12 protein-coding genes are annotated in these 15,625 nt (G+C 59.9%); 11 read left to right on the forward strand and 1 reads right to left on the reverse strand.

Going from position 1 to position 15,625, the window contains the following annotated elements; genetic code table 11:
- Positions 1 to 2 precede the first annotated feature (2 nt).
- The 10 genes from lpxB (at position 3) to ispD (ending at position 13,334) form a co-directional block, all read left to right on the forward strand.
- A complete protein-coding gene (lpxB, locus tag ACM6I6_RS09170; protein WP_414919788.1) occupies positions 3 to 1,133 on the forward strand; it encodes a lipid-A-disaccharide synthase in 1,131 nt (376 codons plus the stop codon).
- 11 nt (positions 1,134 to 1,144) lie between these two features.
- Complete coding sequence (rnhB, locus tag ACM6I6_RS09175; RefSeq protein ID WP_274077213.1) at positions 1,145 to 1,771, forward strand: ribonuclease HII; 627 nt, start codon at positions 1,145 to 1,147, stop codon at positions 1,769 to 1,771.
- A gap of 77 nt (positions 1,772 to 1,848) precedes the next feature.
- On the forward strand, positions 1,849 to 5,370 hold the full coding sequence (gene dnaE / locus ACM6I6_RS09180) for a DNA polymerase III subunit alpha (RefSeq protein ID WP_274077161.1): 3,522 nt from the start codon (positions 1,849 to 1,851) through the stop codon (positions 5,368 to 5,370).
- A 150-nt stretch (positions 5,371 to 5,520) separates the two neighbouring features.
- Positions 5,521 to 6,468, forward strand: a complete 948-nt coding sequence (locus tag ACM6I6_RS09185; RefSeq protein WP_274077160.1) for an acetyl-CoA carboxylase carboxyltransferase subunit alpha — start codon at positions 5,521 to 5,523, stop codon at positions 6,466 to 6,468.
- A gap of 118 nt (positions 6,469 to 6,586) precedes the next feature.
- Entirely contained in the window at positions 6,587 to 7,915 is a 1,329-nt protein-coding gene (gene tilS, locus ACM6I6_RS09190) for a tRNA lysidine(34) synthetase TilS (protein WP_414919789.1), read from the forward strand.
- A 274-nt stretch (positions 7,916 to 8,189) separates the two neighbouring features.
- Complete coding sequence (locus tag ACM6I6_RS09195) at positions 8,190 to 9,821, forward strand: CTP synthase (protein WP_274073291.1); 1,632 nt, start codon at positions 8,190 to 8,192, stop codon at positions 9,819 to 9,821.
- A gap of 5 nt (positions 9,822 to 9,826) precedes the next feature.
- Entirely contained in the window at positions 9,827 to 10,672 is an 846-nt protein-coding gene (kdsA, locus tag ACM6I6_RS09200; RefSeq protein WP_274073292.1) for a 3-deoxy-8-phosphooctulonate synthase, read from the forward strand.
- Between the two features lie 226 nt (positions 10,673 to 10,898).
- Entirely contained in the window at positions 10,899 to 12,188 is a 1,290-nt protein-coding gene (eno, locus tag ACM6I6_RS09205; protein WP_077184442.1) for a phosphopyruvate hydratase, read from the forward strand.
- 163 nt (positions 12,189 to 12,351) lie between these two features.
- The gene (ftsB, locus tag ACM6I6_RS09210) at positions 12,352 to 12,630 is read left to right on the forward strand and encodes a cell division protein FtsB (RefSeq protein ID WP_008057335.1); all 279 of its coding nucleotides are present in this window, start codon (positions 12,352 to 12,354) and stop codon (positions 12,628 to 12,630) included.
- Positions 12,627 to 13,334: a 2-C-methyl-D-erythritol 4-phosphate cytidylyltransferase gene (gene ispD, locus ACM6I6_RS09215; RefSeq protein ID WP_274073293.1), complete on the forward strand. Its 708-nt coding sequence runs from the start codon at positions 12,627 to 12,629 to the stop codon at positions 13,332 to 13,334. The genes ftsB and ispD overlap by 4 nt, the downstream gene beginning before the upstream one ends.
- 103 nt (positions 13,335 to 13,437) lie before the next feature.
- Here ispD and ACM6I6_RS09220 read toward each other — a convergent pair whose 3' ends face one another.
- A complete protein-coding gene (locus tag ACM6I6_RS09220; protein ID WP_323607291.1) occupies positions 13,438 to 14,334 on the reverse strand; it encodes a LysR substrate-binding domain-containing protein in 897 nt (298 codons plus the stop codon).
- Positions 14,335 to 14,441: 107 nt separating this feature from the next.
- Here ACM6I6_RS09220 and ACM6I6_RS09225 point away from each other — a divergent pair, with 107 nt between their 5' ends.
- The gene (locus tag ACM6I6_RS09225) at positions 14,442 to 15,554 is read left to right on the forward strand and encodes an S-(hydroxymethyl)glutathione dehydrogenase/class III alcohol dehydrogenase (protein WP_015093777.1); all 1,113 of its coding nucleotides are present in this window, start codon (positions 14,442 to 14,444) and stop codon (positions 15,552 to 15,554) included.
- Positions 15,555 to 15,625 lie beyond the last annotated feature (71 nt).

A 15,625-nucleotide genomic window follows, 5' to 3' on the forward strand; every position in this document is an offset into this window, starting at 1 on the left:
CCATGGCCAATTTGCGTATTGCGCTGGTGGCGGGCGAGGCTTCCGGCGACATTTTGGGCGCGGGTCTGATGCGCGCGCTCAAGGCTCGCCATCCGGCGGTCGAGTTCATCGGAGTCGGCGGTCCGTTGATGCAGGCCGAAGGCCTGACGTCCTACTTTCCCATGGAACGCCTGTCGGTCATGGGCCTGGTGGAAGTGCTGGGCCGTTTGCGGGAATTGCTGGCGCGCCGCAAGAAGCTGGTAGCCGACCTGATCGCCGCGAAGCCGGACGTGTTCATCGGTATCGATGCCCCGGACTTCAACCTCAACATCGAACTCAAGCTGCGTCAGGCCGGGATCAAGACCGTGCATTACGTCAGTCCGTCGGTCTGGGCCTGGCGGCAGAAGCGGGTGCTGAAGATTCGCGAAGGTTGCGACCTGATGCTCACGCTGTTCCCGTTCGAAGCGAAATTCTACGAAGAGAAGGGTGTGCCGGTGCGGTTTGTCGGGCACACCCTGGCCGATGCCATTCCGCTGGAAGCCGATCGCGCTGCGGCGCGGGCCGAACTGGGATTGCCCGACGGGCCGTTGGTGGCGCTGATGCCCGGCAGTCGTGGCGGCGAAGTCGGCCGACTAGGCGCCTTGTTTCTCGATACCGCCCAACGCCTGCGGGCACTGCGCCCCGGTGTGCGGTTTGTCGTGCCTTGTGCCAACCCACAGCGCCGGGCGCAGCTTGAAGAGCTGCTGGCCGGTCGCGATTTGCCGCTGACCTTGCTCGACGGCAAGTCCCATCTGGCTTTGGCAGCCTGCAACGCCGTACTGATTGCCTCGGGGACCGCAACGCTTGAAGCCTTGTTGTACAAGCGGCCGATGGTGGTTGCCTATCGCCTGGCACCGCTGACGTTCTGGATTCTCAAGCGCATGGTGAAGAGCCCGTACGTGTCCTTGCCGAACCTGCTGGCCCAGCGCCTGTTGGTGCCCGAGTTGTTGCAGGACGATGCCACGGTCGAAGCGCTGGCCCAGACCCTGTCGCCGCTGATCGAGGGTGGCGAAGAGCAAACCCGCGGTTTTGATGAAATTCATGGGACCCTTCGTCTGGATGCCTCCAACCAGGCTGCGGATGCAGTGCTGAACCTGATCGACCCAGTAAAATGAGTAAGACAAGCATGCAGATGGGGCTGGATTTCACCTTGGTCGCGGAAGTGGAAGAACTGGTTGCCGGTGTCGACGAAGTCGGTCGCGGCCCGTTATGCGGCGCCGTGGTGACCGCGGCGGTGATTCTTGATCCGAACCGTCCGATCCTCGGGCTGAACGACTCGAAGAAGCTCACCGAAGCCCGGCGCGAAAAACTCTATGACGAAATCTGCGAAAAAGCCCTGAGCTGGTGCATTGCCCGCGCGGAAGTCGAAGAGATCGATGAGCTGAACATCCTCCATGCCACCATGCTGGCCATGCAGCGCGCCATTGCCGGGCTGCACGTCCAGCCGAAACTGGCGATGATCGACGGCAACCGTTGCCCGAAGTTGCCGATGCGTGCCGAAGCGGTGGTGCAGGGCGACGGCAAGGTCCCGGCGATCGCCGCGGCATCGATTCTGGCCAAGGTCAGTCGCGACCGTGAAATGGCTGCTTTCGAATTGATCTACCCGGGTTACGGGATCGGCGGGCACAAAGGCTACCCGACGCCCGTTCATCTGGAAGCGCTGGCACGCCTGGGGCCGACGCCGATTCACCGGCGCTCGTTTGCCCCGGTGCGCCTGGCCTATGAAGCCCGAGAGAGTCTCATCGAGTCTTAGTTGCAAGGCTGATTTTTTTCACCAAGGCCCGGTACAATCCGGGCCTTGTTGTTTTCATGACTTAATGCAGGATCACTATGCCGGCTTCATTCGTTCACCTACGCCTGCACACTGAATACTCCCTGGTCGACGGTCTGGTGCGGATCAAGCCGCTGGTCAAGACCCTGGTCGGCATGAACATGCCTGCCGTAGCGGTCACTGACCAGAACAACATGTGTTCCCTGGTCAAATTCTATAAAAACGCCATGGGTGCCGGGATCAAGCCGATCTGCGGCGCCGACCTGTGGTTGTCGAACAAGGATCCGGACAACCCACTGAGCCGGATCAGCCTGCTGGTGATGAATGCCGCGGGTTATCGCAACCTCACCGAATTGATCTCTCGAGGTTTCATCGACGGTCAGCGCAATGGCTCGATCATCATCGAGCGCGAATGGGTGGCCGAAGCCAGCGACGGCCTCATCATGCTGTCGGCGGCCAAAGAGGGCGAGATCGGCCAGGCCATGCTCAGCGGCAACCCGGACGAAGCGGAAACCCTGGCGCGTGAGTGGATGGCGGTTTTTCCGGATCGTTTCTACCTGGAAATCCAGCGCACCAACCGCCCCAACGATGAAGAGCAACTGCACGGCGCCGTGGCGCTGGCCGAGAAAATCGGCGCACCGCTGGTCGCGACCAACGACGTGCGCTTCATCAAGCAGGAAGATTTCGCCGCCCACGAAACCCGCGTGTGCATCGGCGAGGGCCGGGCCCTCGACGACCCGCGCCGTTCGAAGAACTACAGCGATCAGCAGTACCTCAAAAGTGCCGAGGAAATGGCCGAGCTGTTCAGCGACATTCCCGAGGCGCTGGAAAACACCGTCGAGATCGCCAAGCGCTGCAACATCGAAGTCAAGCTGGGCACGCACTTCCTGCCCAACTTCCCGATCCCCGATGGCATGACCATCGACGAATACTTCCGCAAGGTGTCCTTCGATGGCCTCGAAGAGCGGCTGTCCGTCCTGCTGCCCAAGGACACCACCGAGGACTATGAAGCCAAGCGCCAGGTCTATGTCGACCGGCTGAATTTCGAGCTGGATATCATCATCCAGATGGGGTTCCCCGGTTACTTCCTGATCGTGATGGACTTTATCCAGTGGGCCAAGAACAACGGTGTGCCGGTAGGTCCTGGCCGGGGGTCGGGTGCCGGGTCGCTGGTGGCCTATGTGCAGAAGATCACCGACCTCGACCCGCTGGAATATGACCTGCTGTTCGAACGTTTCCTCAACCCGGAACGGGTCTCCATGCCCGACTTCGACGTCGACTTCTGCATGGACGGTCGCGACCGGGTGATCGACTACGTGGCCGAGAAATACGGCCGCAACGCGGTAAGCCAGATCATTACTTTCGGTTCCATGGCCGCCAAGGCTGTGGTCCGCGACGTGGCGCGGGTGCAGGGCAAGTCCTACGGCCTGGCGGATCGCCTGTCGAAGATGATCCCGTTCGAAGTCGGCATGACCCTGGAAAAGGCCTACGAACAGGAAGAAATCCTGCGTGACTTCATCAAGGTCGATGAAGAAGCCGCGGAAATCTGGGAGATGGCCCGCAAGCTTGAAGGCGTTGTGCGTAACGTCGGCAAGCACGCCGGTGGCGTGGTAATCGCGCCGACCAAGCTGACTGACTTCTCGCCCATTTATTGCGACGAAGCGGGCGATGGCCTGGTAACCCAGTTCGACAAGGACGACGTCGAAGCCGCCGGCCTGGTGAAGTTCGACTTCCTCGGCCTGCGGACCCTGACGATCATCGACTGGGCGCTGAAGACCATCAACCGCGACCGCGCCAAGGTCAACGAGCCGCCGCTGGACATCGCGTTCATCCCGCTGGACGACAAACCGACCTATTCGCTGCTGCAAAAAGCCGAAACCACAGCGGTGTTCCAGCTTGAATCCCGAGGCATGAAAGAGCTGATCAAAAAGCTCAAGCCCGACTGCCTGGAAGACTTGATCGCACTGGTAGCGCTGTTCCGTCCCGGCCCGCTGCAATCGGGCATGGTGGACGACTTCATCAACCGTAAGCACGGTCGCGCGGAACTCGCGTATCCGCACTCGGACTACCAGTACGAAGGCCTCAAGCCCGTATTGGCCCCGACCTACGGCATCATCCTGTATCAGGAACAGGTGATGCAGATCGCCCAGGTCATGGCCGGCTACACCCTCGGCGGTGCGGACATGCTGCGCCGGGCCATGGGTAAGAAAAAGCCCGAGGAAATGGCCAAGCAGCGCGGCGGTTTCATCGAAGGTTGCGCGACCAACAACATCGACGCGGACCTTGCCGGTAACATTTTCGACCTGGTGGAAAAATTCGCCGGTTACGGCTTCAACAAGTCCCACTCCGCCGCCTATGGCCTGGTGTCGTACCAGACCGCGTGGCTGAAAGCGCACTACCCGGCGCCGTTCATGGCCGCGGTACTCTCGGCGGACATGCACAACACCGACAAGGTCGTGACCTTGATCGAAGAAGTGCGCACGATGAAGCTGCGTCTCGACGCGCCGGACGTGAACACTTCCGAGTTCAAGTTCACGGTGAACGACGAAGGCCGGATCATTTACGGCCTTGGCGCGATCAAGGGTGTGGGCGAGGGGCCGGTGGAGGCGATCACCGAAGCGCGGCAGGACGGTCCGTTCAAGGACCTGTTCGATTTCTGCGCCCGGGTCGACCTCAAGCGCATCAACAAGCGCACCCTCGACGGCTTGATCCGCAGCGGTGCGCTGGATCGCCTGGGCCCGTATTTCCACGACGAAGCCAAAGCCTATCAGGCCAATATCGACCGCAACCGTGCGGTACTGCTGACCGCGATGGAAGAGGCGATCAAGGCTGCCGAGCAAACCGCCCGTACCCATGACAGCGGCCATGCCGACCTGTTTGGCGGGCTGTTCGTCGAGGAAGACGCCGACGTCTACGCCAATCATCGCAAGGCCAAGGAACTGACCCTCAAGGAACGGCTCAAGGGCGAGAAAGACACCCTGGGCCTGTACCTGACCGGTCACCCGATCGACGAATACGAAGGCGAAATCCGCCGTTTCGCCCGTCAGCGCATCATCGATTTGAAACCTGCGCGCGATACCCAGACGGTTGCCGGCATGATCATCGCCCTGCGGGTGATGAAAAACAAAAAGGGCGACAAGATGGGCTTCATCACCCTCGACGACCGTTCGGGGCGGATCGAAGCGTCGCTGTTCGCCGATGCGTTCCATTCCGCGCAATCGCTGTTGCAGACCGATGCGATGGTGGTGGTCGAAGGCGAAGTCAGCAACGACGACTTCTCCGGTGGCCTGCGCTTGCGGGTCAAGCGGGTGATGAGCATGGAGGACGCGCGCACCAACCTGGCCGAGAGCCTGCGCCTGAAGTTACACGCCAAGGATCTCAAGGGCGATCAGCTACGCTGGCTGGGTGAGCTGTTGAAGCGTCACCGCGGTGCGTGCCCGATCACCATGGACTACACGAGTCCCGATGCGAAAGCCTTGCTGCAGTTCGGCGAAGGCTGGCGAATCGACCCGGCGGATGCGTTGATTCAAGCCCTGCGTGACCAGTTCGGGCGAGACAACGTCTTCCTCCAATACCGTTAACGGTCAGGGTGTCGCTTTTAACTTTGAGCGGGGCCCTGAGCTTGACCAGAATTTAATCTCGACCTGAACGCGCCTGTCCCTTATGGTAGGGCGCGAATAGACAACCGGCCGGCCCAAGCTCTCTTGGACGTCGACCCAAGACGGACGCCTATGAACCCGAATTTTCTAGATTTCGAACAGCCGATCGCCGACCTGCAAGCCAAGATCGAAGAGTTGCGCTTGGTCGGTAATGACAATTCGCTGAATATCGGCGATGAGATTTCCCGCCTGCAGGACAAGAGCAGCACGCTGACCGAGGACATCTTCGGCAAGCTGACCAGCTGGCAGATCGCGCGTCTGGCGCGTCACCCGAAGCGTCCATATACCCTGGACTACATCGAACACATCTTCACCGAGTTCGACGAGCTGCATGGTGACCGTCACTTCTCCGACGACGCCGCCATCGTTGGCGGTATTGCCCGTCTGGAAGACCAGCCAGTAATGGTCATCGGTCACCAGAAAGGCCGCGAAGTGCGCGAAAAGGTTCGCCGCAACTTCGGCATGCCGCGTCCGGAAGGCTACCGCAAGGCCTGTCGCCTGATGGAAATGGCCGAGCGTTTCAAGATGCCGATCCTGACCTTCATCGACACCCCGGGTGCGTACCCTGGCATCGACGCTGAAGAGCGCAACCAGAGCGAAGCGATTGCCTGGAACCTGCGCGTCATGGCTCGCCTGAAAACCCCAATCATCGCCACCGTGATCGGTGAAGGTGGTTCTGGTGGTGCGCTGGCCATCGGCGTTTGCGATCAGCTGAACATGCTGCAGTACTCGACCTACGCGGTGATCTCGCCGGAAGGTTGCGCATCGATCCTGTGGAAAACCGCCGAGAAAGCACCGGACGCCGCTGAAGCCATGGGCATCACCGCCGAGCGCCTCAAGGGCCTGGGCATCGTGGATAAAGTGATCAGCGAGCCACTTGGCGGCGCACACCGTGATCCGGCTGCTGCCGCTGCCTCGATCCGCGCCGAACTGAGCTCGCAACTGGCAATGCTGAAGAAGTTCGACAACGATGCGCTGCTGAAGCGCCGCTATGATCGTCTGATGAGCTACGGTCTCTAACGCGGTACCCCTGTAGGAGCTGCCGCAGGCTGCGATCTTTTGATCTTGATTTTTTAAGATCAAAAGATCGCAGCCTGCGGCAGCTCCTACAGGGTTCCATGAGAAGCGATCAATCTCTATGAATCCTTCGAAGAGTGATCTGCCTTTTCGGCTTTTGCTAAATCTTCAGCCTTGGCGCAATGCTGCACATTGGCACATCGCCTTCTCCGGTGGCCTCGATTCCACCGTCCTTCTGCACCTTCTCGCAACGCTCGCCAAATCCCAGTCCCTGCCGCCACTGAGCGCCATCCATGTCCATCACGGCCTCCAGGCTGCGGCTGACGCGTGGCCGGATCACTGTCAGTCGGTCTGTGATGCGCTGGGCGTGCCGCTGCAAGTCGTCCGCGTCCAGGTGCAACCCGGCGCCAGTCTCGAGCGTGCAGCTCGGGATGCGCGTTATGCGGCGTTCATTGACGCCACTCAAGCCAATGAAGTCCTGCTGACGGCCCAGCACCGTGACGATCAGGCGGAAACCTTGCTGTTTCGCCTGTTGCGAGGGGCCGGCGTAAGGGGGCTGTCAGGGATGCCACGCCAGCGCCCGTTGGGCAAAGGGAATCTGTTGCGGCCTTTGCTCGATGCTACCCGGGCCGAGCTTGAGGCGTATGCGGCGGAGCATCAATTGAACTGGATCGAGGACCCTTCCAACCAGGACCGGCAATTCTCGCGCAATTACCTGCGTCATCAGGTGTTTCCTGCATTGACCCAGCGCTGGCCACAGGCGATGTCGACAATGGCCCGCAGTGCCGCGCATTTGAGCGAGGCGCAGGGGTTGCTGGATGATCTGGCGCAAATTGACTTGAGCCAGGCCAGCGCCGCCAGCAAATTCGATTGGCTTAAATTGCCCTCGCTGGAATTGGCATCGCTGGAAAAACTCTCCGATGCTCGCCAGCGCAATGCGCTCAGCCACTGGCTCGAACCGCTGACTCAGCTGCCGGATAGCGACCATTGGTCGGGTTGGCTCGATTTGCGCGATGCCACCGGCGACGCCCGGCCGATCTGGCGCCTGACCGATGGCGAACTGCATCGGGCGGGCGGGCGTATCTGGTGGTTATCCGGTGCCTGGTTGCGCGCGGCTCCAGCGCCTGGCGCATGGCTGGAACCCGCTCAGCCGCTGGCGTTGGCCGACAACGGCATGCTCACGCTCAGTGGGCAAATCCCCGATGGCCCCTTGCAGATCCGCTATCGTGAAGGGGGCGAAGTGATGGAGCTGCCCGGCCGCGGCCATCGCGACTTGAAGCGTTTGCTCAACGAACGTGGGGTGCCGCTGTTCGTGCGCGGCAGATTGCCGCTGCTGTACAAGGGCGAGCATTTGCTGGCGGTGGCTAACCTGGCGGGGCTGGATGGCGAAGCGACGGGTGGCTGGCATTTACATTGGCAACCGCCAGGCGAAGATCAAGGTTTGAGCTGAAAGGGGCTTTCCGGTAGACTACGCTCCCTTCTTGATACAACTTCTGTGGATTCGCCTGAATTGCAGGAGTTGCCGATTACCAAGCAGTCTTTGCTGGGCGATTCCAAAAAATGTGTAGCGAGCAACGAACCGGTGTTTCATTTCCCGGTCTGTCCCAACGCGGCGGTTTTTTTGAAAGGTGCACTGTGATTAATGCAGGTGATCGGGGGCTTCGGCCTTCCTTCGCTTTCCCCGGCGGCTCGGACCGCTTTAACGCAGACTTCTAGGGTTTTTCATGACGCGCTACATATTCGTCACGGGCGGTGTTGTTTCTTCATTGGGGAAAGGCATTGCATCGGCATCATTGGCGGCCATCCTGGAGGCGCGGGGACTTAAGGTCACCATGCTGAAGCTGGACCCGTACATCAACGTCGACCCGGGCACCATGAGCCCGTTCCAGCACGGTGAAGTGTTCGTCACCCACGACGGCGCCGAGACCGACCTGGACCTGGGCCACTACGAGCGGTTCATCCGCACGACCATGACCCAGAACAACAACTTCACCACCGGCCGTGTCTACGAGCACGTGCTGCGCAAAGAGCGCCGTGGTGACTACCTGGGTGCAACCATCCAGGTGATTCCGCACATCACCGACGAAATCAAGCGCCGCATCATCAAGGGCGCGGGCGATGCCGACGTGGCGATGGTCGAGATCGGTGGCACCGTGGGTGACATCGAATCGCAACCGTTCCTCGAAGCCATCCGCCAGCTGCGTTTCGAAGTCGGCGCCAAGCGCGCGATGCTGATGCACCTGACACTGGTGCCGTACATCGCTACAGCCGGCGAAACCAAGACCAAGCCAACCCAGCACTCGGTGAAGGAACTGCGTTCCATCGGCCTGCAGCCGGACGTGCTGGTGTGCCGCTCCGACCACCCGATCGATGTGTCCTCGCGTCGCAAGATCGCGCAGTTCACCAACGTTGAAGAACGTGCGGTGATCGCGCTGGAAGACGCCGACACCATCTACAAGATCCCGGGCATCCTGCACTCCCAGGGCCTGGACGATTTCGTCGTCGAGCGTTTCGGCCTGCAATGCGGTGGTGCCGACCTGTCCGAGTGGGAAGCCGTGGTCGACGCCAAGCTCAACCCTGAGCACGAAGTCACCATCGCCATGGTCGGCAAGTACATGGAGCTGCTGGACGCCTACAAGTCGCTGATCGAAGCGATGAGTCACGCTGGCATCAGCAACCGTACCAAGGTCAACCTGCGCTACATCGATTCCGAAGACATCGAGAACCAGGGCACCGCGCTGCTGGAAGGTGTCGACGCGATCCTGGTGCCAGGCGGCTTCGGTCTGCGTGGCGTGGAAGGCAAGATCACTGCCGTCCAGTACGCTCGCGAAAACAAAGTGCCATACCTGGGTATCTGCCTGGGCATGCAAGTGGCCGTGATCGAGTTCGCTCGTAACGTGCTGGGCTGGAAAGACGCCAACTCCACCGAGTTCGATCGTGCCAGCGGTCACCCGGTAGTCGGCCTGATCACCGAGTGGGAAGATGCCACCGGCGCCGTTGAAATCCGTACCGAAGCGTCCGATCTGGGCGGCACCATGCGCCTTGGCGCGCAAGATTGCCTGCTGGAGCCGGGTTCCCTGGTTCACGGCTGCTACGGCAAGGACGTGATCGTCGAGCGTCACCGTCATCGCTACGAAGTGAACAACAACCTGCTGCCGCAGATCATCGAAGCCGGCCTGAAAATCTCCGGTCGTTCCGGTGATGGCGCGCTGGTCGAAGTGGTTGAAGCACCGGATCATCCATGGTTCGTCGCTTGCCAGTTCCACCCTGAGTTCACCTCGACGCCTCGCGACGGTCACCCGTTGTTCAGCGGCTTCGTCAAGGCAGCTTTGGCTCAACACCAGAAGAAGGCGTGAACCCCATGGCGCAGAAGATCATCCGCGTAGGCGATATCGAGATTGCCAACGACAAGCCAATGGTGCTTTTCGGTGGCATGAACGTGCTGGAAAGCCGCGACATGGCGATGCAGGTCTGCGAAGAGTACGTGAAGGTTACCCAGAAACTGGGTATCCCTTACGTGTTCAAGGCCAGCTTCGACAAGGCCAACCGTTCCTCCGTGACCTCTTACCGTGGCCCCGGCCTGGAAGAGGGCATGCGGATCTTCCAGGACATCAAGCAAGCCTTCGGCGTGCCGATCATCACTGACGTCCACGAGCCTGAGCAGGCCGCGGTCGTCGCTGAAGTCTGCGATATCATCCAGCTGCCGGCCTTCCTGTCGCGCCAGACCGACCTCGTGGTCGCGATGGCCAAGACCGGCGCGGTAATCAACATCAAGAAAGCCCAGTTCCTCGCACCTCATGAAATGAAACACATCCTGAGCAAGTGCGTGGAAGCGGGTAACGATCAGTTGATTCTCTGCGAGCGCGGTTCGAGCTTCGGCTACAACAACCTGGTCGTCGACATGCTCGGCTTCGGCATCATGAAGCAGTTCGAATACCCGGTATTCTTCGACGTGACCCACGCGCTGCAAATGCCTGGCGGTCGCTCCGATTCCGCCGGTGGTCGTCGCGCCCAGGTCACCGATCTGGCGAAGGCCGGCATGAGCCAGTCCCTGGCGGGCCTGTTCCTCGAAGCCCACCCGGATCCGGACAACGCCAAATGCGACGGCCCTTGCGCCTTGCGTCTGGACAAACTGGAGCCATTCCTGGCCCAGCTCAAAGCCCTGGACGAACTGGTGAAGAGTTTTCCTGCCATAGAAACCGCGTAATATCGGCAACCCCGATCCTGTGTAGGAGCTGGCTTGCCAGCGATGAGGCCCGAAAGGACGCCATCGCCAGCAAGCCGGCTCCCACAAATGTGACCTGTAGGAGCTGGCTTGCCAGCGAAGGGGCCCGAAAGGACACCATCGCCAGCAAGCCGGCTCCCACAAAGTAATGCGAAACTTATAAATCGAGCGGTACAGCGTTTTCGTCAACTTTGGAGTGTTTACAACAATGGCTAAAATCGTCGACATCAAAGGTCGTGAAGTTCTCGACTCCCGTGGCAATCCCACCGTGGAAGCGGATGTGCTTCTCGACAACGGCATCATCGGCAGCGCTTGCGCGCCGTCCGGTGCTTCCACTGGCTCGCGTGAAGCGCTCGAGCTGCGTGATGGCGACAAGAGCCGTTACCTGGGCAAGGGCGTCCTGAAGGCCGTCGCCAACATCAACGGTCCGATCCGCGACCTGTTGAAAGGCATGGACCCAAGCGACCAGAAAGCGCTGGATCACGCGATGATCAAGCTCGACGGTACCGAAAACAAGGCAACCCTGGGCGCCAACGCGATCCTCGCCGTTTCCCTGGCCGCGGCCAAGGCAGCAGCGCAGGACCAGGACCTGCCGCTGTACGCTCACATCGCCAACCTGAACGGCACCCCGGGTGTCTACTCGATGCCGGTTCCGATGATGAACATCATCAACGGTGGCGAGCACGCCGATAACAACGTCGACATCCAGGAATTCATGGTGCAGCCGGTTGGCGCCAAGTCTTTCTCGGAAGGTCTGCGCATGGGCACCGAGATTTTCCATCACCTCAAGGCTGTCCTGAAGGCCCGTGGCCTGAGCACTGCCGTGGGTGACGAAGGTGGTTTCGCACCGAACCTGGCTTCCAACGAAGACGCTTTGAAAGTGATCTCCGAAGCCGTGGCCAACGCCGGTTACAAGCTGGGCACCGACGTGACCCTGGCCCTGGACTGCGCAGCCAGCGAATTCTACGAAGACGGCAAGTACAACCTGTCCGGCGAAGGCCAGGTGTTCACCGCTGAAGGTTTCGCCGACTACCTCAAAGGCCTGACCGAGCGTTACCCGATCATCTCCATCGAAGATGGCCTGGACGAGTCCGACTGGGCTGGCTGGAAAATCCTCACCGACAAGATCGGCGAGAAGACCCAGCTGGTAGGCGACGACCTGTTCGTGACCAACACCAAGATCCTGAAAGAAGGCATCGATAAAAAGATCGCCAACTCGATCCTGATCAAGTTCAACCAGATCGGCACCCTGACCGAAACCCTGGAAGCCATCCAGATGGCCAAGGCCGCTGGTTACACCGCCGTGATCTCGCACCGCTCCGGCGAAACCGAAGATTCGACCATTGCCGACCTGGCCGTGGGCACTTCGGCTGGCCAGATCAAGACCGGCTCCCTGTGCCGTTCCGACCGCGTTTCCAAGTACAACCAACTGCTGCGTATCGAAGAGCAGTTGAATGGCAAGGCCAAGTACAACGGCCGTAGCGAATTCCGCGGTTGATGTAAAAAAAGACACCGGATTGTGTCGGAAAAATCGCTACAGCGACGTTTTTGCCACTAATCTGATGCCTTGCAAGCACAAGCCTGGTTCTTCCAGGCTTCGTGCTATCAGTTGCTTCATGTTTTGGTGTGGCTGTCTTTTTTCACTGGATACCTGATATTCGATGCGCAGTCCCAATTGGTTGTTCCTCGTCTTGCTCCTGCTGCTGGCTGGCCTGCAGTACCGCCTGTGGGTGGGAAATGGCAGTCTGGCGCAAGTGGCCGAGCTGACTCAGCAGATTGCCGATCAGCAAGCTGAGAACCAGACGTTGCTGGAGCGCAATCGGGTGATGGACGCTGAAGTCAGTGAGTTGAAAAAGGGCATGGAGACCGTTGAAGAGCGGGCTCGCCATGAATTGGGCATGGTCAAGGACGGTGAAACCCTTTACCAGTTGGCACAATGAACCTGTCTCTGCCGGCCTTCTGGGCCGTGATTCCTGCCGCGGGCGTCGGTGCCCGTATGGCCGCGGACCGTCCCAAGCAATACCTGCAACTGGGCGGGCGCACTATTCTCGAACACAGCCTTGGCTGTTTTCTCGATCATCCTGGTTTGAAGGGCCTGGTGGTCAGTCTTGCTGTTGATGATCCTTATTGGCCGAACCTGGCGTGTGCTGGAGACAAACGCATTCAACGCGTTGACGGCGGCGCCGAGCGTTCCGGGTCGGTGCTCAATGCGTTGCTGCACTTGCATGCGTTGGGTGCGGACGATGAGGATTGGGTGTTGGTGCACGATGCCGCGCGGCCCAACCTGAGTCGCGATGACCTGGACAAGTTGTTGGGGCAACTGGCGGATGACCCGGTGGGCGGTCTGTTGGCGGTTCCAGCGCGGGATACGCTTAAACGGGTCGACAAACAGGGACGTGTCGTTGAGACCGTGGATCGCAGTGTGATCTGGCAGGCCTATACACCACAGATGTTTCGCCTGGGTGCACTGCATCGGGCGTTGGCGGACAGTCTGGTGGCTGACGCTGTCATCACCGATGAAGCGTCGGCCATGGAGTGGTCAGGGATGGCACCGCGCCTGATTGAAGGGCGGGCGGATAATCTCAAGGTTACGCGCCCCGAAGACCTGGAATGGTTGCGGCTGCGATGGGCCAACCGCCGCTAAAAGATCGCAGCCTGCGGCAGCTCCTACAAGGGCCGGTACATCCGCACAATGATGGTTGTACGCGATCCCTGTAGGAGCTGCCGAAGGCTGCGATCTTTTGCTCTTAACCCTGATACTCCGGCCGCTCGGCCAATCCCTCCTTCAAATAATCCACCAACTTGCGCACCTTGGGCGACAAATGCCGTTGCTGCGGATACAACGCCCAAACCGCCGTATTGGGCGGTTGATGCGCCTCCAGCAGCGAAATCAGTGCGCCACTTTTCAAATGCTCCAACACGTAATAATCCGGCAGCTGACACAACCCCACGCCCTGTAGCGCCGCATCCAGAACCGCTTGCCCACTGTTACACCGCCAGTTTCCCTGCACCCGTTGCGAAAACTCCCGCCCGTTCTGTTCCAGTTGCCAGAGGTCCGAACTGCCTACAAGGCAATTGTGCCGGCTCAATTCCGACAAGCTGTGTGGCCGACCATACCGTTCCACGTAGGAAGGCGACGCGCACAGATACATGCGCCGTGGCGCCAGGCGCGTGGCCACCAGTCTTGAATCCTGCAAGCGCCCCAGGCGGATTGCCAGGTCCAGGCCCTCATGCACCAGGTCAAGCTGGCGGTTGCTGAGTTCGATGTCGATCCGCAGTTGTGGATAAAGCCCCATGAAACGCGTCACCAGCGGCACGATGAAGCGTTCGCCATACGCCACGGCACAGGTCATGCGCAGCATGCCCTTGGGTTCGCTGGTCAAGTCGCCGACCGCCCGCAACGCTTCTTCGCGGCCATCCTGCAAGCGCTGGCAATGTTGCAGAAAGGTTTGCCCGGCCTCGGTCAGCGTGACCCGACGGGTGCTGCGATAGAGCAAGCGGGTTTGCAGGCGCTCTTCCAGGCGTACGATTTGTCGACTGATATGCGAGGAAGAAACCCCCAGGCGTTCCGCGGCGGCGGTGAATTGGCTGCATTCGGCAACGGCGACAAATTCGTCGATCCCTTCCCAGCGATTTTCAGACATGAAGGATTATCCCTGTACGGCAATAATATTTTGCATTTGCCTCGATTATTCATCGTGGAGCCATGTATTACACTCCTTGTCTCGTTTTTATTCACTGGAGAATCACCATGATCAAGTCACGCGCCGCCGTTGCCTTCGAGGCCAAGAAACCGCTTGAGATCGTTGAAGTCGATGTCGCCATGCCCAAGGCCGGTGAAGTGTTGCTGCGCGTGGTGGCTTCCGGTGTCTGCCATACCGATGCCTACACCCTATCGGGCGCTGACCCGGAAGGCATTTTCCCGTCGATCCTCGGTCACGAAGGTGGGGCGATCGTTGAAGCGATCGGCGAAGGCGTGACCTCGGTGGCGGTGGGCGATCATGTGATCCCGCTGTACACCCCGGAATGTCGCCAGTGCAAATTCTGCCTGTCGGGTAAAACCAACCTCTGCCAGGCGATTCGTGCGACCCAGGGCAAAGGCCTGATGCCGGATGGCACGTCGCGTTTTTCCTACAAGGGCGAAACGATTTTCCACTACATGGGTACTTCCACTTTTTCGGAGTACACCGTGCTGCCGGAAATCTCCGTGGCCAAGATTGCCAAAGAGGCGCCACTGGAAAAAGTCTGCCTGCTGGGCTGTGGTGTCACCACCGGCATCGGTGCTGTACTAAACACCGCCAAGGTGAAACCTGGTGATACCGTGGCCATTTTCGGCCTCGGCGGCATCGGTCTGTCGGCGGTAATCGGTGCGGTCAAAGCCAAGGCTGCTCGCATCATTGCCATCGACATCAACCCGGCCAAATTCGAGATCGCCAAACAGCTGGGTGCAACCGATTGTGTAAACCCGAAAGACTTCGATCGTCCGATCCAGGAAGTCATCGTCGACATGACCGATGGCGGCGTCGACTTCTCCTTCGAATGCATCGGCAACGTGCAATTGATGCGTGCCGCCCTTGAGTGCTGCCACAAGGGTTGGGGCGAGTCGGTGATCATCGGCGTCGCCGGTGCCGGCCAGGAAATTTCGACCCGTCCGTTCCAGCTGGTCACCGGTCGCGTCTGGCGCGGTTCGGCGTTCGGCGGTGTGCGTGGCCGTACCGAGTTGCCAAGCTACGTGGAGATGGCCGAGACCGGCGAAATCCCGTTGGACACTTTCATCACCCACACCATGGGCCTGGAAGATATCAACAAGGCGTTTGACCTGATGCATGAAGGCAAGAGCATCCGTTCCGTCATTCATTTCTAAGGAGCAGCAAAAGTCTCAAGCCGCAAGCTGCAAGTGGGTTTGACGCCCTCTTGCAGCATAGAGCTTGAAGC

The sequence above is a fragment of the Pseudomonas sp. IT-P218 genome (assembly GCF_949767605.1).
GTDB lineage: Bacteria > Pseudomonadota > Gammaproteobacteria > Pseudomonadales > Pseudomonadaceae > Aquipseudomonas > Aquipseudomonas putida_AE.

Bases quoted from the DNA above. Each gene is read 5' to 3' on its own strand.
- rnhB (WP_274077213.1), top strand. From the start codon at position 1,145: ATGCAGATGGGGCTGGATTTCACCTTGGTCGCGGAAGTGGAAGAACTG.
- kdsA (WP_274073292.1), top strand. From the start codon at position 9,827: ATGGCGCAGAAGATCATCCGCGTAGGCGATATCGAGATTGCCAACGAC.
- tilS (WP_414919789.1), top strand. From the start codon at position 6,587: ATGAATCCTTCGAAGAGTGATCTGCCTTTTCGGCTTTTGCTAAATCTT.
- dnaE (WP_274077161.1), top strand. From the start codon at position 1,849: ATGCCGGCTTCATTCGTTCACCTACGCCTGCACACTGAATACTCCCTG.
- ftsB (WP_008057335.1), top strand. From the start codon at position 12,352: ATGCGCAGTCCCAATTGGTTGTTCCTCGTCTTGCTCCTGCTGCTGGCT.
- ACM6I6_RS09195 (WP_274073291.1), top strand. From the start codon at position 8,190: ATGACGCGCTACATATTCGTCACGGGCGGTGTTGTTTCTTCATTGGGG.
- ACM6I6_RS09220 (WP_323607291.1), bottom strand. From the start codon at position 14,334: ATGTCTGAAAATCGCTGGGAAGGGATCGACGAATTTGTCGCCGTTGCC.
- ACM6I6_RS09185 (WP_274077160.1), top strand. From the start codon at position 5,521: ATGAACCCGAATTTTCTAGATTTCGAACAGCCGATCGCCGACCTGCAA.
- eno (WP_077184442.1), top strand. From the start codon at position 10,899: ATGGCTAAAATCGTCGACATCAAAGGTCGTGAAGTTCTCGACTCCCGT.
- lpxB (WP_414919788.1), top strand. From the start codon at position 3: ATGGCCAATTTGCGTATTGCGCTGGTGGCGGGCGAGGCTTCCGGCGAC.
- ispD (WP_274073293.1), top strand. From the start codon at position 12,627: ATGAACCTGTCTCTGCCGGCCTTCTGGGCCGTGATTCCTGCCGCGGGC.
- ACM6I6_RS09225 (WP_015093777.1), top strand. From the start codon at position 14,442: ATGATCAAGTCACGCGCCGCCGTTGCCTTCGAGGCCAAGAAACCGCTT.